Annotated in this window: 19 protein-coding genes, 1 tRNA gene and 2 pseudogenes; 3 read left to right on the top strand and 19 right to left on the bottom strand. The window is 26.8% G+C overall.

Features of this window, described 5'->3' with window-relative positions; all coding sequences use genetic code 11:
* Nucleotides 1-73: 73 nt before the first annotated feature.
* The 5 genes and pseudogenes from ACUN06_RS00300 to ACUN06_RS00280 all read right to left on the bottom strand — a co-directional run.
* On the bottom strand, nucleotides 74-748 hold the full coding sequence (locus tag ACUN06_RS00300) for a helix-turn-helix domain-containing protein (protein ID WP_294162944.1): 675 nt from the start codon (nucleotides 746-748) through the stop codon (nucleotides 74-76).
* Nucleotides 741-1,115: a DUF3783 domain-containing protein gene (locus ACUN06_RS00295; RefSeq protein WP_449389950.1), complete on the bottom strand. Its 375-nt coding sequence runs from the start codon at nucleotides 1,113-1,115 to the stop codon at nucleotides 741-743. The genes ACUN06_RS00300 and ACUN06_RS00295 overlap by 8 nt, the downstream gene beginning before the upstream one ends.
* A gap of 161 nt (nucleotides 1,116-1,276) precedes the next feature.
* Nucleotides 1,277-1,801, bottom strand: coding sequence for a peptidylprolyl isomerase (locus tag ACUN06_RS00290; protein ID WP_294127890.1), 525 nt, complete (start codon nucleotides 1,799-1,801; stop codon nucleotides 1,277-1,279).
* Between the two features lie 210 nt (nucleotides 1,802-2,011).
* Nucleotides 2,012-2,773, bottom strand: coding sequence for a glutamate racemase (murI, locus tag ACUN06_RS00285; protein ID WP_294398802.1), 762 nt, complete (start codon nucleotides 2,771-2,773; stop codon nucleotides 2,012-2,014).
* 63 nt (nucleotides 2,774-2,836) lie between these two features.
* Nucleotides 2,837-3,275: pseudogene (locus tag ACUN06_RS00280) on the bottom strand (helix-turn-helix domain-containing protein); the annotation flags it as partial.
* Between the two features lie 280 nt (nucleotides 3,276-3,555).
* On the opposite strand from ACUN06_RS00280, the gene ACUN06_RS00275 reads away from it, so the two are divergent.
* Complete coding sequence (locus ACUN06_RS00275; protein WP_294128118.1) at nucleotides 3,556-4,224, top strand: hypothetical protein; 669 nt, start codon at nucleotides 3,556-3,558, stop codon at nucleotides 4,222-4,224.
* A 57-nt stretch (nucleotides 4,225-4,281) separates the two neighbouring features.
* On the opposite strand, the gene carB is transcribed toward ACUN06_RS00275, so the two are convergent.
* The 10 genes and pseudogenes from carB to proB all read right to left on the bottom strand — a co-directional run bounded on the left by carB (nucleotide 4,282) and on the right by proB (nucleotide 15,469).
* The gene (gene carB, locus ACUN06_RS00270; protein ID WP_449389949.1) at nucleotides 4,282-7,488 is read right to left on the bottom strand and encodes a carbamoyl-phosphate synthase large subunit; all 3,207 of its coding nucleotides are present in this window, start codon (nucleotides 7,486-7,488) and stop codon (nucleotides 4,282-4,284) included.
* Nucleotides 7,489-7,502: 14 nt separating this feature from the next.
* Complete coding sequence (locus tag ACUN06_RS00265) at nucleotides 7,503-8,552, bottom strand: carbamoyl phosphate synthase small subunit (protein ID WP_291735470.1); 1,050 nt, start codon at nucleotides 8,550-8,552, stop codon at nucleotides 7,503-7,505.
* Between the two features lie 567 nt (nucleotides 8,553-9,119).
* Nucleotides 9,120-9,896: an SDR family NAD(P)-dependent oxidoreductase gene (locus ACUN06_RS00260; protein WP_294162940.1), complete on the bottom strand. Its 777-nt coding sequence runs from the start codon at nucleotides 9,894-9,896 to the stop codon at nucleotides 9,120-9,122.
* A 167-nt stretch (nucleotides 9,897-10,063) separates the two neighbouring features.
* The gene (locus ACUN06_RS00255; RefSeq protein WP_291736891.1) at nucleotides 10,064-10,660 is read right to left on the bottom strand and encodes a SanA/YdcF family protein; all 597 of its coding nucleotides are present in this window, start codon (nucleotides 10,658-10,660) and stop codon (nucleotides 10,064-10,066) included.
* Nucleotides 10,661-10,730: 70 nt separating this feature from the next.
* The gene (locus ACUN06_RS00250) at nucleotides 10,731-11,177 is read right to left on the bottom strand and encodes a GNAT family N-acetyltransferase (RefSeq protein WP_291736888.1); all 447 of its coding nucleotides are present in this window, start codon (nucleotides 11,175-11,177) and stop codon (nucleotides 10,731-10,733) included.
* Nucleotides 11,152-11,322, bottom strand: a complete 171-nt coding sequence (locus ACUN06_RS00245) for a hypothetical protein (protein ID WP_449389948.1) — start codon at nucleotides 11,320-11,322, stop codon at nucleotides 11,152-11,154. The genes ACUN06_RS00250 and ACUN06_RS00245 overlap by 26 nt, the downstream gene beginning before the upstream one ends.
* 23 nt (nucleotides 11,323-11,345) lie before the next feature.
* On the bottom strand, nucleotides 11,346-12,524 hold the full coding sequence (locus ACUN06_RS00240) for an RNA-guided endonuclease InsQ/TnpB family protein (RefSeq protein ID WP_449390250.1): 1,179 nt from the start codon (nucleotides 12,522-12,524) through the stop codon (nucleotides 11,346-11,348).
* Nucleotides 12,445-13,119 (bottom strand): annotated as a pseudogene (locus ACUN06_RS00235) (IS607 family transposase). The gene ACUN06_RS00240 and the pseudogene ACUN06_RS00235 overlap by 80 nt, the downstream one beginning before the upstream one ends.
* 293 nt (nucleotides 13,120-13,412) lie before the next feature.
* On the bottom strand, nucleotides 13,413-14,657 hold the full coding sequence (locus tag ACUN06_RS00230) for a glutamate-5-semialdehyde dehydrogenase (protein WP_294369473.1): 1,245 nt from the start codon (nucleotides 14,655-14,657) through the stop codon (nucleotides 13,413-13,415).
* Nucleotides 14,658-14,674: 17 nt separating this feature from the next.
* Nucleotides 14,675-15,469, bottom strand: coding sequence for a glutamate 5-kinase (gene proB, locus ACUN06_RS00225; protein WP_374111367.1), 795 nt, complete (start codon nucleotides 15,467-15,469; stop codon nucleotides 14,675-14,677).
* A 306-nt stretch (nucleotides 15,470-15,775) separates the two neighbouring features.
* Here proB and ACUN06_RS00220 point away from each other — a divergent pair, with 306 nt between their 5' ends.
* Entirely contained in the window at nucleotides 15,776-17,158 is a 1,383-nt protein-coding gene (locus ACUN06_RS00220) for a YjiH family protein (RefSeq protein ID WP_294369475.1), read from the top strand.
* Nucleotides 17,159-17,284: 126 nt separating this feature from the next.
* On the opposite strand, the gene ACUN06_RS00215 is transcribed toward ACUN06_RS00220, so the two are convergent.
* The 3 genes from ACUN06_RS00215 to ACUN06_RS00205 form a co-directional block, all read right to left on the bottom strand.
* Nucleotides 17,285-17,359 (bottom strand) — tRNA-Glu (locus ACUN06_RS00215).
* A gap of 74 nt (nucleotides 17,360-17,433) precedes the next feature.
* The gene (locus ACUN06_RS00210) at nucleotides 17,434-19,122 is read right to left on the bottom strand and encodes an ABC-ATPase domain-containing protein (RefSeq protein ID WP_302538143.1); all 1,689 of its coding nucleotides are present in this window, start codon (nucleotides 19,120-19,122) and stop codon (nucleotides 17,434-17,436) included.
* Nucleotides 19,123-19,125: 3 nt separating this feature from the next.
* Entirely contained in the window at nucleotides 19,126-19,698 is a 573-nt protein-coding gene (locus tag ACUN06_RS00205; protein ID WP_291731607.1) for a DUF1836 domain-containing protein, read from the bottom strand.
* A gap of 220 nt (nucleotides 19,699-19,918) precedes the next feature.
* Here ACUN06_RS00205 and trhA point away from each other — a divergent pair, with 220 nt between their 5' ends.
* Nucleotides 19,919-20,566: a PAQR family membrane homeostasis protein TrhA gene (trhA, locus tag ACUN06_RS00200; RefSeq protein ID WP_294126868.1), complete on the top strand. Its 648-nt coding sequence runs from the start codon at nucleotides 19,919-19,921 to the stop codon at nucleotides 20,564-20,566.
* Between the two features lie 155 nt (nucleotides 20,567-20,721).
* Here the strand turns inward: trhA and ACUN06_RS00195 are convergent, their stop codons facing one another.
* Nucleotides 20,722-22,062: a CCA tRNA nucleotidyltransferase gene (locus ACUN06_RS00195; protein ID WP_301953717.1), complete on the bottom strand. Its 1,341-nt coding sequence runs from the start codon at nucleotides 22,060-22,062 to the stop codon at nucleotides 20,722-20,724.
* Between the last annotated feature and the right edge of the window lie 78 nt (nucleotides 22,063-22,140).

The raw sequence follows: 22,140 nt of genomic DNA, 5'->3' as shown, positions 1-22,140 counted from the left end.
ATCCACATAATTATGTATATTAATTTTTTATTTTATTGTTTATATGATAAAAAAGGTGCCTCCTGGCACCTTTTTATAACTTTATTTCAATTCTTTCTAGCTTTGCAATTACTGAAATTTCTCTACTTTCAACAGTTTCAGTCATTAGAGCTCCCCCGTTACTTACTAAAAGTAAGTTAGAATTTCCAAGACTCTTTATTTGTCTTATTTTTCTTTTTCCTTTATACTCTACTAAGAATATTCCATTATTACTAACTTCATTAACTAAATGAGCAAATGCTAAATCACCTTCCATAATTCTAAATCCAGACATTTCATTATCTTGAATATTTAAATATAATACTTTATCTTGTGGATAACCCTCTACTTTATTTGAATGGATTGGTATTTCTATTTTTCCTAAAATATTTTTTAAATTATAATCATAAATAGGAACATTTTTTAATACTGTAGAAAAAGCATTATCCCAAACTTCATTTGTTTCTATTTTAGTAGGCTTCTTATTACTTTCTGCATAACTTTTTCTTTCTTCCATTAAAATTTCATCTGTTACAACCATGCTTACATCATTTAAATCTGCATTTAATATTTTTGCTGCTTTTTCTATAAATGATTCTTGTACAATTTTTCTTCCAATTTCTACTTCATTTATAAATTTTTCTGCTACACCTAATTTTTTACCAAGTGCTTTTTGTGTCATACCAGCTTTTAATCTTGCTTCTTTTATTTTTTCTCCAACTCTACTCATTTTTTATTTCCTTTCTAGCCTTTGAATACCACTCATTTTCATTCTTTAAATGCTTAATTAAGTAATTTACCTTCCAATTAATAAATTCCTCTGTCACTACTTCCAATACTGCATCTTTAATACCTCTTTTAGTATCATTTATTGCATTTTTCACTTCTATTTGTGTTAAATTATTATAAAGTATAACTTTCCCCTTAAATGGATTATTATTATAAATATTTAATTTTAATCCTAATAATATATCTCCTAAAGTCATTTCACACATTTCTGTAGTTATTTCAATTATCTTATAATTAAGCTTTTTTATGAATTCTAAGTCTATATTAGTTAATCCATACACTAATATACACTTATTATTCTCAAGCATCTTAATTCACCCCTTTATACTTATAAAACTTTAATGAAACTCGGCCTTCCTTTTAATTAGATGAATAAGTTCATCTTGCCAAATTAAAATTTGGAGATTCATTTAATTTAAGGCTGCATCAAAATATGATACAGCCTAATAAATTAAATTTAAATTCAATATTAATCTTCTATTATTTCAGGTTCCCCAAAATTTTCACCAAAAGTATCTACAGTTACTTTTTTCATAACTTGATCTTCATATGGCTTATCACTATAATCTCTCTTAGTGCTTACTATTTTTTTAGCAACATCTAATCCTTCTATTAATTTTCCAAATGAAGCATATTGCCCATCTAAATGTGGAGCATCTTCTACCATTATAAAGAATTGACTTCCTGCTGAATCTGGATGCATTGCTCTTGCCATTGATAAAACACCTTTTGTGTGCTTTAAGTTATTTGCAAATCCATTTCTTGAAAATTCACCTTTAATGCTATATCCTGGACCTCCAATTCCCATTCCTTCTGGACATCCACCTTGAATCATAAATCCTGGTATTACTCTATGGAATATTAATCCATCATAAAAGCCTCTATTTATTAAATCAATAAAATTCTTTACTGTATTAGGTGCTATTTCTGGATATAATTCAGCTTTCATTATATCTCCATTTTCCATTTCTATAGTTACTATAGGATTCTTCATATAATTACCTCACTTTCATTTTTTGGTATAATTTATTATTATCATATTTTCATATACTAATTCAATCTTTTAAAGAAAATTTCTTTATTTTTATATTTTTTCTATAAAATAAGGGGCTGTCGCACTAAAACTTTTATACACAATATATTGTTTTAAAAAATAAAAATTAATACAATATATTTATAGTATTTATTCTTAATGCGACATCCTCTATTTCTTTTCTATTAATTTTAAACTTAAATCTATAATCTTTTGGTCTTCTAAGGAATTATAAATTGAAATTATCCCTTTTTCTTTCCTATCCGATAATAAATTTTTTTCTTTTAATCTTCTTTTAATTTCTCTAACTGTTCCTTCTCCTCCATCTATAATTGCAATTTCGTGCCCTACAACCTTTTTTATTGAATCTCTTACAAATGGATAATGTGTACATCCTAATACTATAGAATCTATTTCCTCTCTTTTATATATACATAGTTTTTCTATTAAATATTCTTCTAATTCATCACCACTTAAAATACCTTTTTCTATAAATTCCATAAGTCCTGCACATGGAATAGGTATAATTTCTGCCTTGTCCTTATATTTATTAAGTAACAAATTAAACTTTTCTTGTTTAATTGTCATTGGTGTTGCCATAATTAATACCTTTCCACCATTATTCATTTCAACAGCTGGTTTTATCGCTGGCTCTATTCCTACTAATGGTAAATCAGGATATGTCTTTCTTAACTCACTAACAGCAGCACTAGTTGCTGTATTGCAAGCTACTACTAATCCTTTAATTCCTTTATCAAGTAAAAATTCGACTACTTTAAATGTTAAGTCTCTTATTTCCTTTGTTGGCTTTGTTCCATATGGAGCATTTTTTGAATCTCCAAAATATATATAGTTTTCATTTGGCATTATTTTAATAGCTTCTCTCATTACACTTAAGCCACCAACACCAGAATCTAAAAACCCTATGGGCATATCTTTTTTGTCCAAATCATCTCACTCCAATTTATATATTACTTAATCTTATTTTATACCTTAATGTAATTTAGCTACTTTTAATCTAGCCTTATTTCTATTGTTACTTCCCTTTTGTTTTCTTGACAAATCCTTTTGTAGTTTAATTAATCTTTTTTCTGACTTTCTTAGATATTTTGGATTTGCTACCCTGTACCCATCACTACATATTGCAAACTCTTTAAGTCCAACACCTACACCTATTTTCTTATCAACTTTATTTTATAAGCTTTTTCTAAGTTTTGTTGAGCATTAACTAATACTAACGAGTCAACTTCTTTTAGCCATTCAAATTCTTTTTTATATTGTGCAGGTGTATTTTTAACATTTCGCCAGTTTCTTTATAATACTCAATTTTATCAGCTAACATTTTATTATATATAAATCTAGTACACCCAAATATTTTAACTAAATATTCTCTTTGTTCTAAATTAGGATATAATTTATATTTATAAAACTTTAAGCATTATTTTACCCCTTGACTCTAAATGTATTTTCTCACCACTTCAATAGGTGCTCCACCAGTAGTTAATTACTATTGATTACAACATACTACTCTTGTTAACTGTCGTCAAGTGCTATCCATCTCCCATTTATAGAAGACGGGAGAATTTCGCACATTAAGGTTAAATAATTAACTAATTTTAATCAACATTTTTTGACTTTTTTAAAGGTTTTTTATTTATTTTGTAGAATATTTAAATATATAAAACTAATATCTTTATGTAAGGAGAATTAACTTTATGAATTTCATATTTGAAAATTTTAAAAATATACTCATTATTATTTTACTTGTTGTTACAACCTTTATATTTACATTTGATTTTGTTCAAACAAAAGCATTTGAAAATAATCCAGTCTCTTTAAAAGAAAAAGGTAGTATATTAGCTCAAGAAATAGAAGCATATATTCCTAATGAAAAAAATATAATTGATGAAACATCAAAAGATAATTTATATGATTATAATTATGATAATAAAGCTGATAATAATTATGACTATAATGATTATAATAAAAATAATACTTCCGAAAATATAACACAATCAAAATCTGATAATACTATTGAATCTAATTCTAATAATAGTTCAAGTTCCAAAAACGAATCTAATTCTAATAATGATTCTATATCTAATAGTAGCTCTAAACCCAATACTGACTTTAAACCAAATACTAATGGAACTAATACTAATCCTGATACTGGATCTAATAATAATTCTAGACCAAATACTGGATCAGATTCTAACACTACCCTTAATCCTGATACTGGATCAGATTCTAATACTACCCTTAATCCTGATACTGGATCAGATTCTAATGATGATCCTGATTTTGATAACGGCTCTGATTCTGGCAATGATAGTGATAGTAATAATGAATATGAAGATGATTCAGAATCTCAATTTACAGAATAATATCTAAGCAAAAATATTCAAAAAAGACAGGAAACTTACTCATTCCTGTCATTTTTATTATTCACCTAAATTAAATACCTCTAAGTCTCTCTTATCAATTTCAGATACCTTAACATAGGCAATTGCTCTTAATGTATCTAAAGCTGTTATAACTCCTGTATTTCTTTCTATTGCAACTCTTCTAATTAAAAAGCCATCTCTCTTAGAATCATTTCCCTTTGTTGGAGTATTTACAACTAAGTCAATTTCTTTATTTTTAACAACATCTAATATATTAGGATGTGCTTCATTAATTCTTCTAACTTCTTCACATTCAATTCCTACTCCTTGTAAAAGCTTACAAGTACCTTCAGTTGCCATAAACTTATATCCAATCTTAGCTAAATCCTTTGCTATTGGTAAAAATTCTGCTTTATCATGTTTGTTAATTGTTGCCAATATTTTTCCTTTCTTCATTGCTGGATACATTCCTCCACCAATAAATCCTTTATATAAAGCTTCCTTAACATCTCTTCCTACACCTAAAACTTCTCCAGTAGATTTCATTTCAGGCCCTAAAGATACCTCAACCTTTGGTAACTTTTGCGTTGAAAATACTGGAACTTTAACAGATACTAATTTTGGCTCTGGATAAACATCTACTCCATATCCTAAATCAATTAACTTTTCTCCAAGCATAACCTTAGTAGCTAAATCCACTATTGGAACTCCACTTACCTTGCTTATATATGGAACTGTTCTTGATGCCCTTGGGTTAACTTCAATTACATAAAGATTACCCTCAAATTCTATAAATTGAATATTTATCATACCTTTTATTCCTATAGCTAATGCTAATTTCTTAGTATAATCTAAAACTTTTCCTTTTATTTCATCACTAATATTTTGACTTGGATACATTGTTACTGAATCTCCAGAATGAACTCCCGCTCTTTCTAAATGCTCCATTATACCTGGTATTAAAATATTTTCTCCATCAGATATTGCATCTACTTCTATTTCTCTTCCCATTAAATATTTATCTATAAGTATTGGATTTTTCTTATCTTTTTTAAATGCATTACTTAAGTAATAAATTAACTCTTCTTCATCATGAGTTATTTCCATGCCTTGTCCTCCCAAAACATATGAAGGTCTAACAAGAACTGGATAACCCAATCTATTTGCTTCCTCTATACCCTCTTCTAAAGTCCAAACACCTTTGCCCTTAGGCCTTGCTATATTAAACTTTTCAAGTAACTCTTCAAACTTTTCTCTATCTTCAGCCATATCAATTTGATCTGCTGTAGTTCCTAAAGTTTTAATTCCCTTTTCTTTTAAGAAACTTGCAAGCTTAATTGCTGTTTGACCACCAAATTGTAATATAACTCCATATGGATTTTCTTTTTCAATTATATTTAATACATCTTCTTCAGTTAATGGTTCAAAATAAAGCTTATCTGAAATATTAAAATCAGTACTTACTGTTTCTGGATTATTATTAACTATTATAGTTTCAATTCCCATCTTCTTTAGTGCCATTACACAATGAACAGAGGCATAATCAAATTCTATACCTTGCCCTATCCTTATTGGTCCTGAACCTATAACTATAACCTTTTTCTTATCTGATACTTCAACTTCATCATATTGTTCATAAGTTGAGTAATAATATGGTGATAATGCTTCAAATTCTCCTCCACAAGTATCAACCATCTTATACGCAGGTTTTATATTCCAAATATTTCTTAATCTATAAATATCATCAGGACTAACTTTTAACATATCAGCTATAGCTTTATCTGAAAATCCTTTTCTCTTAAGACTTAATAACCACTCTTTATCTAAATCATCTATTTTGCTTAATTTTAATCTAGTTTCTTCATGTACTATCCATTTAAATTTTTCTAAAAAGAATATATCTATTCCAGTGATTTTAGCTATACTTTCAATTCTATAATCTCTTCTTATCATTTCTGTAAGGGCAAATAATCTTTCATCATCCGGTTTCATTACAGTTTCCTTTAATTGTTGCATGCTCATTTCTTTAAATTTTGGATGATCTAAAGAATATTTTCCTATTTCTAAACTTCTTATTCCTTTTAATAATGCAGATTCTAAATTAGCACCTATAGCCATTACTTCACCTGTTGCCATCATTTTTGTTCCTAATTCTCTATCTGCAGTAAAGAATTTATCAAATGGCCACTTTGGAATTTTAACTACTACATAATCTAATGTTGGCTCAAAACATGCATATGTTTTTTGAGTTACTGCATTTTTAATTTCATCTAATCCATACCCTAAGGCTATCTTAGCAGCAAGTTTTGCTATTGGATACCCTGTAGCCTTTGATGCTAAAGCTGAAGATCTTGAAACCCTAGGATTAATTTCAATAACTGCATATTCAAATGAATTCGGATTTAATGCAAATTGTACATTACATCCACCTTCAATTCCAACTGCATTTATAATATTAATTGATGCAGTTCTTAACATTTGATATTCCTTATCTGATAAGGTTTGTGATGGTGCTACAACTATACTATCTCCTGTATGAATGCCAACTGGATCTATATTTTCCATATTACACACAGTTATACAGTTTCCATAATAATCCCTCATTACTTCATACTCTATTTCTTTCCAACCCTTAACTGACTTTTCTAATAAAACTTGCCCTATTGTACTTAATTGCAATCCAGATGCAAGAATAGTTCTTAACTCTTCTTCATTTTCAGCTATTCCTCCACCAGTTCCTCCTAATGTGTAAGCTGGTCTTACGATAACTGGATAACCAATTTTATTTGCAAATTTCATACCAGATTCCATATCTGTTACTATTTCTGATGTAATAACTGGCTCATTTATTCTATGCATCATATCTCTAAATAACTCTCTATCTTCACCTTCTTTGATAGATGTTATTGATGTTCCTATAACCTTAACATTATATTTTTCTAATATTCCTGCATCATGCAAATCAACTGCTAAATTAAGTCCTGTTTGCCCTCCCATACCTGCAAGTAAACTATCTGGTCTTTCCTTAGCTATTACCTTTTCAACAAATTCTAAAGTTAATGGCTCTATATAAATTTTATCTGCTACTTCTCTATCTGTCATAATAGTAGCTGGATTAGAATTAACTAATACAACTTCTATTCCTTCTTCCTTTAAAGCCTGACATGCTTGTGTCCCTGAATAATCAAATTCCGCAGCTTGTCCTATAACAATTGGTCCTGATCCTATAACTAAAACTTTTTTAATATCTTTATTTAATGGCATTTTTTTTAACCCTCCTATAGTGCATATTCCATAAATCTGTCAAATATATATTCACTATCCTTTGGACCTGCTGCAGCCTCAGGATGGAATTGAACTGAGTATATTGGTAAAGTTGTATGCTTCATACCTTCTATTGTTCCATCATTTATATTTACATGTGTTGCTACAACTCCTTTTGGTAATTGATCAACTACATATCCATGATTTTGAGAAGTAATATGAACCATATTTCTTTCTAAATCCTTAACTGGATGATTACATCCTCTATGTCCAAACTTTAATTTAGTTGTAGTTCCACCTAAAGTTAATGCTAATAATTGATGTCCTAAACAAATTCCAACTATAGGCTTAACTCCAACAATTTTTTTAATATTTTCTATTACAAAACCTAAATCTTCTGGATCTCCAGGACCATTTGATAAAAATACTAAATCAGGATTTACTGATAATATTTCTTCTGCTGTAGCATTCATTGGAAAAATTGTTATTTTACAATTTCTCTTTTTAAAATTTCTTATTATATTACTCTTTATTCCAAAATCCATTATTGCAACATGCTTTCCAGTTCCCTCAATAATATATGGTTCTTTTGCAGTTACCATTTTTACTGCATCCTTATTTGAAAAAGCAGTTATTTTTTCTTTAACTTCTTCTAATGTTTCATATTCTAATGAAATAATCCCCCTCATTGTACCGTTATTCCTTAAAACCTTTGTTAAAGCTCTTGTATCTATACCTTCTAATCCAATTATTTTATTTTGTTTTAAATAATCTTCTAATCCAAATTCACATCTAAAATTATTTGGAAAACTACATTTTTCCCTTACTATAAATCCCCTTACCTTTGGTGAATTAGATTCATTATCTTCTAAATTAATTCCGTAGTTTCCAATTAACGGATATGTCATAGTAACAATTTGTCCATAATATGATGGATCTGTTAATACCTCTTGATATCCTGTCATTCCTGTTGTAAATACAACTTCTCCTACACTATCTTTTAAGTATCCAAATGCATTACCTTCAAAAATCATTCCATTTTCTAATATAAGCCTTGCTTTCATTCCTAGCCCTCCTAAAATTTATCCATCTAACAGCTAAAAATACACTTTCTAAAAGCCCTTTAATCTTAAATATATCTCAATAAACTCTTTAATTTTTTTATAAATTTAAAAGAAAAGGATAGTAAGGAGACATTTAACTATGTAATCTCTCCATACTATCCTTAATATATTTAAAATTTACTTTAGAAAATTCAATTGATAAATAGATGTAACTATTGCTATTTACGTATAACATACCTACATACTCCTTTCTGGCCTCTCTGGACCAATTTAAAGTGTACTTTTTAACTAATTAATTCTATATCTTGTATATTATTGTATATTTAGCACGAATTATTGTCAATATTAAATTATTTATATTCGTTATATTTAAAAAGTTAATTGCGTACTTATATTATAATTATTTCCTGTTAATTTTTTATAATTAAACTTCTTTCAAAATATTTATTCAATAAAAACGTATTTTTATAAATATATAAATTAACTTTTCATTTTCTATTTTAATTTATACTATCCTTTTCTCAATATTATTCCATTTATTTTTATAATAAATTTTCCAAATCTAACCTATTTTTTATTTGTTAATAATATTATTTTTCTTGAAATACAACGCGGTAAGAACTTATTACCCAAAACTAATAATTTATTTTTTATGCCAGGGATTATAATAAGTTTGCCTTTATTAAATTCCTTATAAGCAATATTAGCAACATCTTTTGCATCCATTAAATATTTCTTAGCTGCTTCACTTTTTTTAATTCCAGCCTTCCCTTGAAAACCTGTTTTAACTGGTCCTGGACAAAGGCATGAAATTTTAACTCCAGTATTTTTACACTCTTCATATATAGCCTCTGTTAAATTAAGAACATATGCCTTTGATGCATAATAACTAGCCATTCTAGGACCTGAACAAAAAGCTGCTGTAGATGCAACATTTAAAATTCCACCATTTTTCTCTTTTATAATTTGTTGTAAAAAATATTTTGTTAATTTAGTTAAAGATTTTATATTTATATCAATTAATTCTTCTTCTTTCTCCCATAATATATCTTTAAAATCTCCAAATGTCCCAACACCAGCATTATTAATTAAAGTATTTATTTCTATCTTATTTATTTTTATATAATTAAATAATTTTTCAATATCTTCATTTTTAGATAAATCTAAACTTAATATTTTTACATCAATATTATTACTCATTAATTCTACTTTAACTTCTTGTAATTTATCTATATTTCTTGCAATTAAAATTAAATTGTGTTTATCTTTAGCAAATAATCTTGCAAGTTCATATCCTATTCCTGATGACGCACCTGTTATTAATGTATATTTATGCTTCCCCATAACTTATTTTATTAATCCTTTCATACTAAAACTTACGTATATTTTATAATAATATTTTTTATTTTATAAACTTTTATAATTATATTTAAAATTTTATCTTATATAATAATTATTTTAATATTATATAACTTTGATTTAGTACATAAAAATGTCTAATAAAGATACTATTATTGCATCTTTATTAGACATAAAAAAAAGTCTTTAAGCTGAGCTACTCGCTCTCTTATTTTATATTTTTTCATCTTATCATATTGTCTCATATCAGAAGCAATTCCATAAGCTTCAATTCCAAAGCTTCTTGCAATAAATATTGCCCTTGGTAAATGATATTCATTAGTTGATATTATTGCTTTTTTTATATTAAATATATTTTTTGCCCTTTTCATACTATCATAAGTACAAAAACCACAATTATCTACTAGTAAATCCTCTTCTTTAATATTAGTTCTCGTATAATTTTTCATAATCCACTTTTTCATAACTGCAAGCTCATTATAAGATTCTCCACTATTATCACCAGTTAATAAAATAGTTTTGCATATTCTCATTACATATACCTTTGCTCCTGTATCTAGCCTATCTGCTAATAAATCACAAGGATTACCATCTGCTCTGACACCAGCTCCTAATATAATTACAGTATCACAATCCATTGGAAGGTCTTCAATATCTAAAATGTACTTACCTCCAAATATATCCATTATCACAAATATACTAAAACTAATTATCGCCACTATTAAACAAAAAATTAATACATAAGCCATATAGTATTCCTTCTCGACTATTTTTATTACTATATGGTATGTATTAATTTTTAAATTTGTACATTATTTTTTATAATTCTACCTTCATTTTAACATGTGGAATATTAACTTCATCATAAACATCAGAGATAACATTAAATCCTACACTTTCATATAATCCTTTTGCATAAAGCTGTCCAGATAATACTACAATATTTTCATTTAAATTATTTTTTATAAAATCTAATGCTACCTTTATCATTTCTTGAGCTATTCCTTTTCTTCTATAACTTGAAAGTACTAATACTCTTCCAATAGAAGTATAATCATATCCTATTTCCTTAGGTACAATTCTACAATAAGCTACAACTTTATCATTTTCTTTTAACATTATATGATAACTAACTTTATCTTTATCATCAAATTCTTGATCTTCAACAATCTTTTGTTCACAAACAAAAACTTCAAATCTTGATTTTACAATTTCATATAATTCATCAATTGTTAATTCATTAAATGTCTTTATTGCAAAGTTCATAATATTTTACTGCTACTCGAAATATGGACAAACGTATCCATATTGAGATTTTTCCTTTTTCAACGTGACCTATTTTGTCTTGATAAACATAGACTACTTTAGTTTGATATGTCACTCCAAAGGCGTAAATTCCCGACTTAGCCATCGGTACATATCTATAAAATTTGTTTATGCTATTTTATAGATTTTTGCATCTCTTAAATTAAGACTTGCATTATAATCTCTATCTTCAACATACCCACAATCACAATTAAAAATTCTATCTTTAAGCTTTAAATCTTTTTTTATAGAACCACATTTATGACATAGTTTACTTGAATGATAAAATCTATCAACAATTCTTAATTCTATACCTAAGTCATTGCATTTATTTGATAATTTATTTCTAAATTCATTAAATTTCTGTTGTGCTACTGCTTTAGATAAATGCTTATTCCTCATCATTCCCTTAACATTTAAATCTTCTATCGTAATATAAGATGGTTTGTTTCTCACCACATTACTTACAACTTTATTTATATAATCAGTTCTTATGTTGTTAAGTCTTTGATAAAGTATTTGTACTTTAGCTATTTGTTTTTGGATATTTTGTCGAGTAGCTTCTCCCTTCTCTTTTTTATTTCTTATTTTTAAACTTTCATATTTCCTTGAAAGTCTTTTTTGCTCTCTTAATAATTTCTTTTCTAACTTCTTAACTCTTTGAGTTTTATTTATGTTTTTATAAATGATTTTATCGCTGCAAATAGCAAAATCTTTTATGCCTAAATCAATTCCTATACCTTGATTTGTATTTTTCTGTGGGATATTTTCTACATCTATTATTACAGACACATAATATCTATTTGCTTTCTTTGATACAGTTCCGCTAATAATTTTTGAGCCTATTGGAATGTAGCCATACTCCTTTAACCTTACGTTTTTTAATGTAGGTATCATTATTTTATGTCTATCCACTTTCCAATCGCCTTTATTATTCTTAGGAAAGTATAATTTAACATCACATTTATTTTTCTTTTTAAACTTAGGAAACTTAGCTTGACCTTTAAAAAACCTTTTATAAGCGATTTCGGCATTTTGTATAGCTTTTTTTCTAGCTTTAGAACCGCAATTATTTATCCAAGAGTATTCATCTAAAACTTTGATTTCATTATTTATATACTTATCAAAATCATTGGCACTCATAAACACCTGTTTCTTATCAATGAATCCATTTTTGTATTTAGTATATAGTTGATTGTTCGTTGATAAATATTCATTATATAGCCATCTACAAACTCCAATACTTTGATTGATTTTCTGTATTTGTTTTGTTGTTGGTTTTATCTCTACTTTGTAGGCTTTTAGCAATTTCTTCATCCCTTTCTATCTTTTTCTTATATTTTCTTAATCCGTAGATTCTACAACTAAAAACATGTAATATTGAAATTATATCTTGAGCTAATTCTTCTTACAGTGAAAGTAATTCGTTGTTTACAACTATTATTTTCACATTATATTTACTCAAAAATCGTTCAAACCAATCATATCCAAAACGAATAAATCTATCTTTATGAGTTACTATAATAGAATCAACTTTATTTTCCATTCATTCCTCAATAAGTTTATTCCATTTTCTATGATTGTAATTCAATCCACTACCTATATCTTCAATTATTTAATCTACTATTATTCCTTTGGAAGATGTAAAGTTTAAAAGAAATTCTATCTGATTTTTCAAATCATCTTTTTGCCAATTAGTAGAAACTCTAGTATAAATAACTGTCTTTCTATCATTATCAGAACCATTGATACCTTTAAACTCTAAATACTGTTCGTAAGTAAAATATCTTCTGTCTGTTAGTGTTCTTTTTACCTTTAATATGTTTTCTCTATCCCAACGTTGAAAGGTTTTTACACTCACTCCAAGTAATTCAGCAAAATCTTTTGGTTTGTAATTTGTTATGTGTTTACTGTTCATTAATATCACTCCTTGGGCACATATTAATACTTTTAAACACATTCATCAATATTTTAATTGACTATATATTCCTCCTTATATAATTATTATCTGAAACGCTATATTTACTTTGCTCATAGGAGTAAGTTCAAGCAACCAAATTAACAAGTAGGTAACTTCCACTAACTAAATCATAGATTTAGAGTGTCAGTTAAAATTTGGGCTTTCATATGAAACTCTCTATTCGCTTCACTCATAGGAGTAAGTTCAAGCAACCAAATTAAAATTTGGGCTTTCACTTATCTTATTTGGCCATTTCCATAAATAATATATTTAATAGTAGTTAGTTCTTTAAGCCCCATTGGTCCTCTTGCATGAAGCTTTTGAGTACTAATTCCTATTTCAGCACCAAATCCAAACTCTTCTCCATCTGTAAATCTAGTTGATGCATTTACATAAACAGCTGCTGCATCTACTTTTTGTAAGAACTTTTGAGAATTACCATAATCTTTAGTAATTATAGCTTCTGAATGTCCAGAACCATAATGATTAATAATATCAATTGCTTCATCAATATCATTTACAACTTTTACACCTATTATATAATCTAAATATTCATTATACCATTCTTCTTTATTTGCCTTTTTTATTGATGAATCATAAGCAATAGAAGATTTATCCCCTCTTATTTCTACATCCTTGTCTCTTAATGCTTTTAATATTATAGGCATAAAATCTTTAGCTATTTTTTCATGAACTAATAACTTTTCTGCTGCATTACATACTGAAGGTCTTGATGTTTTAGCATTTATAACTATATTTTTAGCCATTTCAAAATCTGCATATTCATCAACATATATATGACAATTTCCTGTTCCTGTCTCAATTACAGGAACTGTTGCATTTTTAACTACAGCTTGAATAAGTCCTGCTCCACCTCTTGGAATTAACACATCAATGTAGTCATTTAATTTCATCATTTCAGTTGCAACTTCCCTACTTGTATCTTCAATTAATTGAATTGAATCTTCTGGAAGCCCTACTGATTTAAGTCCTTCTCTTAATACTTTAACTATTGCTTTATTAGAATTAATAGCTTCACTTCCACCTCTTAAAATAACTGCATTACCCGCTTTAAAACAAAGTCCTGCTGCATCACTTGTTACGTTAGGTCTTGCTTCATATATTATTCCTATAACACCTAAAGGAACTCTCTTTTGTCCAATTTGAAGTCCATTTGGTCTTGTCCACATTCCTAATACCTCTCCTATTGGATCTGGTAATGCTACAACTTGTCTTAAACCATTTGACATGCCTTCTATTCTTTCCTCAGTTAATGCTAATCTATCTAACATAGATTTAGATGTACCCTTTTCCATTGATGCTTGTAAATCAATTTTATTAGCCTTAAGTATTTCTTCTTTATTATTAACTAAAGAATTAGCCATTGCATTTAATCCTTTATTTTTTTCTAATGTGCTTAAATTTGATAATATAAAAGAAACTTTTTTTGCTTTTTTACCCTTATTTATTAATTCATTCATTATTATAAAACTCCCTTCTATTTATTTTTTTTCATAAACAATGTTCCAACTTCTTTTCCTTCTACTATATCTATTAATAGTGATGGATTTTCCCCATTTGCTAATATCATGTTGCAATTTGCTGATATAGCTCTTTTAGCTGCAGTTAATTTTGTTGCCATTCCTCCAGTTCCAAGATTACTTCCTGCACCACCAGCACAAGCTTCTAATTCTGGTGTAATTTCTTCTACTGTTTTTATTAATTTTGAATTTGGATTTTTTCTTGGATCTGAGTCATAAAAACCATCTATATCAGATAATATAATTAATAAATCAGCACTAACTAATTCAGCAACTATTGCTGATAAGTTATCATTATCCCCAAATCTAACTATATTTTCAATTTCGTCTATAGCAACAGTATCATTTTCATTAACTATTGGTATAATTTTATTTTCTAATAAAGTTTCAAATGTATTTACAACATTTTCTCTTATATGATCATCTTCAACAACATCTCTTGTTAATAAAACTTGCCCAACAATATGGCTATATTCTCCAAAGAATTTACTATATATATGCATAAGTTCACATTGTCCTACAGCAGCAGCTGCTTGTTTTTCTTTTATACTCTTTGGTTTTTCTTTTAATTTAATCTTATTAACTCCAACACCAACTGCTCCAGATGAAACAAGAACAACTTCTTTTCCTGAATTCATTAAATCAGATAATACCCTTGTTAACTTTTCTATTCTTGTTAAGTTTATATTACCATTATCATAAGTAAGTGTTGATGTTCCTACTTTAATTACTATTCTATTACACCTTTTCATTTGCTCTCTATAGTTCAAACAGATCATCTCCTAAATCTTAATTTGTTATTTATATATTATAATTATCTTTATTAGTATTTACCATAAAAATTTCCTTTATATCTATATACAAATTTGCCTATTAAAATTATACGTGTCCATAAATTTGAATAAAAATTAAAACTTTTGAATAATTCTGTATAAAAATAAAAAATTATAAAGTTTTTCTAAATTTTTATGCATAAAATATGTTGATTTTTGATATCTTTGCATTTAGAATTAATGTAGTTTAATAATTAAAATTTTTTTGTTATAAAAGGAGAAAAAATGGAAGTTTCAAATTTAAAACCATTTGATAATGATAAAACTAAAGTTTCCTTAAAAGATAAGTTAAAATTCATTATTCCTTCTCTAATTGGTGTTTTATTGTTTATAATTCCAATAAAACATGAAGGCGATGTTACTATTCCAATAGCTATTTTTTCTGGAAAACTAGTAAATTTTCTTGGTGAATATTTAGTATACATAATTACCATAACACTGATTATTTCCGCTATATTTAGTTTTATAGCAACAGTTTTTAAGCCAAAATTTATAATAAATAATAAGCTTTTAAATTCACTATTTAGTACAACTTCAATTTGGTTAACTTCAAGAGTACTAGGTGGAATATTTGGATTACTTGTTACTCTTAATGTAGGACCTGAAATGATAATTAATAGTGATACTGGTGCTTTTGTATTACATGATCTTTTAACTGTATTATTTTCTATATTCTTATTTGCAGGATTATTCTTACCATTACTACTTAATTTTGGTTTATTAGAGTTTTTTGGTGCATTATTAACTAAAGTAATGAGACCAGTATTTAAATTACCTGGTCGTTCTTCAATTGACTGTATCACATCTTGGTTAGGTGATGGTACTTTAGGAATAATGCTAACTAGTAAACAATATGAAGATGGATTTTATACAGAAAGAGAAGCCGCTACTATAAGTACTACATTTTCAGCAGTTTCAATTACATTTAGTTTAGTTGTAATAAATACTGTTGGACTTGGAAATATGTTTGTTCCATTTTACTTAACTGTTAGTATTGCTGGTATAGTTGCTGCAATAATAATTCCAAGAATATATCCATTATCCAAAAAGAAAGATACATATTATAATGGAGAAAATAAAAAAATAGATGAATCTATTCCTAGTGGATATACATCTTTTTCATGGGGATATGAACAAGCTATAACAAAAGCAAGAAAAAATTCTAGCATAAAAGAATTCTTTACTGATGGTGCTAAAAATGTTTTAGAAATGTGGATTGGAGTCTTACCTGTTGTTATGTGTATGGCAACAATAGCACTTATAATAGCTAACTATACTCCAGTATTTAAAATCTTAGGAATACCTTTTATTCCTCTACTTCAATTATTACAAATACCTGAAGCTGCCCAAGCATCTCAAACATTAGTTGTTGGATTTGCTGATATGTTACTTCCTTCAGTTGTTGCTTCAACAACTATACAAAGTGAAATGACAAGATTTATAGTTGCTGCAGTTTCTGTAACTCAACTTATATATATGTCTGAAGTTGGTGGTGTTTTACTTGGTTCTAAGATTCCAATAAATATAAAAGAATTAATTATAATATTTATAGAAAGAACCTTAATAACTTTACCAGTTATAGTTTTAATTGCAAATTTTATATATTAAATATTTGGGGATGTCGCATTAAGAATAAATACTACAATATATTGTGTATAAAAGTTTTAGTGCGACAGCCCCTTTTTATAAAAAAAGGAGCAAACAAAAATTGTTTAACTCCAAAATCCTTGATAATGGTGACCTGTAGGGGAATCGAACCCCTGATTTCACCGTGAGAGGGTGACGTCTTTACCTCTTGACCAACAAGCCATATTGTTAATTTTTAACTTAACAATATTAATATTACCATATATCAAAAAAATATACTAGATATTTTTTCCATTTTATCTAATTTTTATTTTCCTATATCTATTATATGCACACATTATTTCTTGCTTTCTTACTATAGCAAAGCTTCCATATCCACCTTTAATATTTTCAATTCCAATAAGATTATTCTTTAATTCTTCAGTTATATTATCTGCAATTTGTGCTAAAGTTAAATTTTTTCCCATTAATTTATTTTCAGCATATTTCATAATTGCTCCAATTGTATTTAACTGTTCATTATCTACAATTTGTTCTACGGCTCTTAAATCTATATTTTCTTTATTAATAGAAATTCCATCCTTACCTAAAGTTTTAACCTTAACACCCTTTGGGCTACTTTCTATGGTCCCTTTAAGAATCACCCTATTAAAATCAATATCCACCTTTAAATTTTCATTTACATTAGTTATCCCTCTACTTAAAGCTTTTGCCTTTTTAGTAACTTCATAAGGTTCATAATTATCCATTTGAATTACTAAATCTGCAATATCAAAAAAGTCCCCTGAACTTCCTGCAACTAATATAGTTGATATTCCCTTTTGTTTATAAAGGCTTCTTGCTACATCAATAAATGGTGTTATAGGCTCTTTATCTTTAGATACAAGCTGTTGCATAACACTATCTCTAATCATAAAATTAGTAGCTGATGTATCTTCATCTATTAAAAATAATTTTGTTCCACTTTCAATACCCTCTATTATATTAGCTGCTTGTGATGTACTTCCACTTGCATTTTCAGTATAAAACTTCTTAGTATCTTTTCCATTTGGCAAATTATTAATGAATAAAGATATATCAGTCTTAGTTATTGCTCTTCCATCTTCTGCTCTAACTTTTAATGCAGTATTATCTGTTATGACAAATTCTCTTCCATCACCCTCAATGTGATTATATACTCCAAGCTCTAATGCCTTAAGCAATGTTGATTTTCCATGATAACCTCCACCAACTATTAATGTTATTCCTTCTGGTATTCCCATTCCTTTAATTAATCCTCTATTAGGTGTATTAAATTCTACCTCTAGCTCCTTAGGTGAAATAAACTTTTTACCATCTTTTAATGGTTTTTGAGAAATCCCACTTTCTCTTGGTAATATAGAATTATTTGCTATAAAGGCAATAAGTTTTTTATCTTTCAATTGTTTTCTTATAAATTCTTGATCTTCTAATAATTTTAATTTGTCATTTAAAGCTTTAATATTTATATTATTATAAATTAAAGTATTTTTAACTATATTAGGTATAATATTAAATAATATTTTTTCTAACTCTTTAGATAATACACTTCTTCCCCTTGCTGGAAATCCAACATAAAATCTAGCCTCTATTTTTTCATTATTTATTATTATTGAAGTTCTTTCTATTACTTGTTGAGAGCATTTACTTATTTCAATAAGTCCACTTTTACCTGAGCCAAATACTTTTTCTCCATACTTATATATATTTTTACTAAATAATCTAGTTAAAAAATCACAAATAGTAATTTTTTTATATTTTTCATCAAATAAATTTTTAGGAAAGTTATTATTACTATTTACTATAACTCTAATCCTTGATGGCGAAGCAAAAGGATCACCTTGAACATGATCTATACTTAAAATATAATCTTCAAAACTATATTGTCCTTCTAATGTCTTATAAGTTTTATATCCACGACCATCAATTTTTTCTAACTCTCTCTTTAAATCACTTAAGTTCTTCATATTTTACTTCCCTTCAGCAAAAAACTCATCAATTAATTTTTCACTCATTCTTCTATACATATTACTCATATTTACTAATGAACATAATAATAAAAAGTTTTTTTCAAACTCTCCATCAAAATTTTTATTTTCATCAACTTTATTGCTTATATTTTCAAATTTTGTAGAAACATCTATTTTAAAGCTTTTTTCATCATTATCACATTCCTCTAGAAAACTTGAATATAATTCTCTTAATGGATAATTTCCTTGCACAGATTTATTTATTATTTCATCTAAACATAATTTAATATCGTTTATTGATAATGCTCCCTTTAAATTATAAATTAAAGACATAAGTATAATATGTTCTTTTGAATATTTTTTATTTTTTATAGGTAATAAAAGCTTTCCTTTAGCATAATTATTAATCATTGTTTTTGTTAATATTTTTTCTTCATCATTTCTTTTTTGATTACTTAATTTAGATTCAAATAATTGAATTACTTGATCCATATATAAATCTATTTCTGGCACTTCTTCTAATTTAATATTACTTTCTAAAGATAAATTATTTAATATTTCTATTATATCCATAGCATCCTCCATATAGTTTTAAAAACTACTTATTATCACTATTATATTTTAATAATAATAGTATTTCCTAATATTTGCAAGAAAAACAGATGTATTTACTGATAATTTGCTTAAATCTACTTAAATTCACTTTGACTATAGTGAACAAATAGCAAATAATATTAATATAATAAAATGTAGTTTTTAAAACTACTTATTGAAATGAGAGGTGTTTATTTATATGTATAAAAAATTAAGAGAACCAATTAATTCTATAACTCATCTTGCTGGTGCTGGATTATCATTAATTGCTTTAATTGCCATGTTGCTTAAAGTAACATTCTCAGGTGGTCCTGCTATTTCAATATTATCTGTTACCATTTTTGGATTAAGTTTAATTCTTTTATATACAACTTCAGGAACTTATCATGGAATAGTATCAACTCAAAAAGTTATTTCATTTTTTCAAAAACTTGATCATTCAATGATTTTTATTTTAATTGCTGGTTCATATGCTCCATTTTGTTTAATAACAATTGGTGGTAAATTTGGATTTACAATGTTTACTGTAATGACTACTATTGCAATTTTAGGTATTGTATTTAAACTTTGTTGGTTTAATTGTCCTAGTTGGGTAGATAGTGCAATGTATATTGGAATGGGCTGGGCTGCATTATTTATGATTAAACCCTTATCAGCAATATTACCTGGAATAAGCTTATTTTGGTTAGTATTAGGTGGTATTTTTTATACTATAGGTGGAATAATTTATGCTACCAATTCTAAAAAATTGAAAATTGGTAATTGGGGCTTCCATGAAATATTTCATATATTCATATTGCTTGGTAGTTTAAGTCATTTCATATGTGTATATACTTATGTAATTTAATTTTTATAAAATATAAAAATTAAATTTAGCTACTATTAAATATGATTAATAATAAAAATTTAAAAATTATTTTATATAAAAATCCCTATAAAGTAAACTTCTTTAATACTTTACCTTATATGGATTTTTATCTTCTTACAACACTTTTACTATAATTAAAGAAAATTTTCTGCAATTGATAAAAGATTTTTTTTAGTATTTAAATTTTTATCATCAAGTACTTTTTCTAATAAAAATATTAATATTTCTCCAATAATTTTTCCTGGTTTAATATTTAAATGTGTCATTAAATCAGAACCAGTAACAGCTAAATCTTTTATATAAAGTGGTTCATTATTTTCAAGTATTAATTTTACTCTATTAGAAATATAATCAACCTTTTTTAAAAATGGAACTGGATCCCATAGTGCATTAATATCTGCTCTTTGAAGTTCAAAAAGAATAAATATATTTTTAGGTTCAACACGTCTTAATAATCTTTTTATTTCACCATCAGTTGGCATATAATTAACATCTAATACTAAATGATCATAAATAATCTTAGAAACTCTATCTATAGTATCATTATCAAACTTTAATCTTGATAATATCGGTTTACATATTATAGCGCCTTCTTTAGCATGCCCAGGAAAATAGCAGTGCCCATTAGGTAATTGTTTTAAGGTATTAAGTTTTCCAACATCATGAAAAAGTGCTGATAGCCTTAAAATTAAATCATTACTTGAGGTATTTTTTATTACATTTAAGGTATGATTAAAAACATCTCTATTATGATTATTACAAAGTGGAGTATATCCAACTAAACTATTAATTTCAGGAAGAATTATTTCTAAAATTCCTGTACCCCTAAGTAAGCTTAATCCTTCACAAGGATTGTTAGTAATTAATATCTTACATAATTCATCTCTAATTCTTTCAACACTTATATTTTTTATTAATTCATAATTTGCTTTTATAGCTAAATAAGTATCTTCTTCTATTTGAAATCCTAATTGGCAACTAAATCTAATTGCACGTAACATTCTTAATGCATCTTCTTGAAACCTTTTATTAGGATCTCCTACAGCTCTTATTACCTTATTTCTTATATCTTCTATTCCATTAAAATAATCTATTAAACCCTCTTTCTTATTATAAGCAAGAGCATTTACCGTAAAATCACGCCTTGATAAATCTTCTTTTATATTAAATACAAACTCAACTGATTCAGGGCGACGATTATCAATATATTTTCCTTCAGTTCTATAAGTAGTAACTTCTAAATTTTCATTATTTAATACTACTGTAACTGTTCCATGCTGTATTCCCGTTGGAATAGTTTTTTCAAATAATGATTGTGTTATGCTTGGTAATGCTGATGTAGTTATATCATAATCCTTAGGCATTAATCCCAACAATGAATCTCTAACACATCCCCCAACCATAAATGCCTCATAATTATTTTTATAAAAAGTATCAATAATAAATTGAACATTACTAGGTATATTAATAAACATGATAAATCATCCTTTAAATTAAATTTTCGTTATTATTATATTTTAACATAAATATTATTATAAAGGTTTATAACAATA

This window comes from Clostridium sp. ETTB3, from assembly GCF_053571985.1.
The sequence above is the reverse complement of the archived record's forward strand: the minus strand, read 5'-3'. Positions and strand labels throughout refer to the sequence as shown.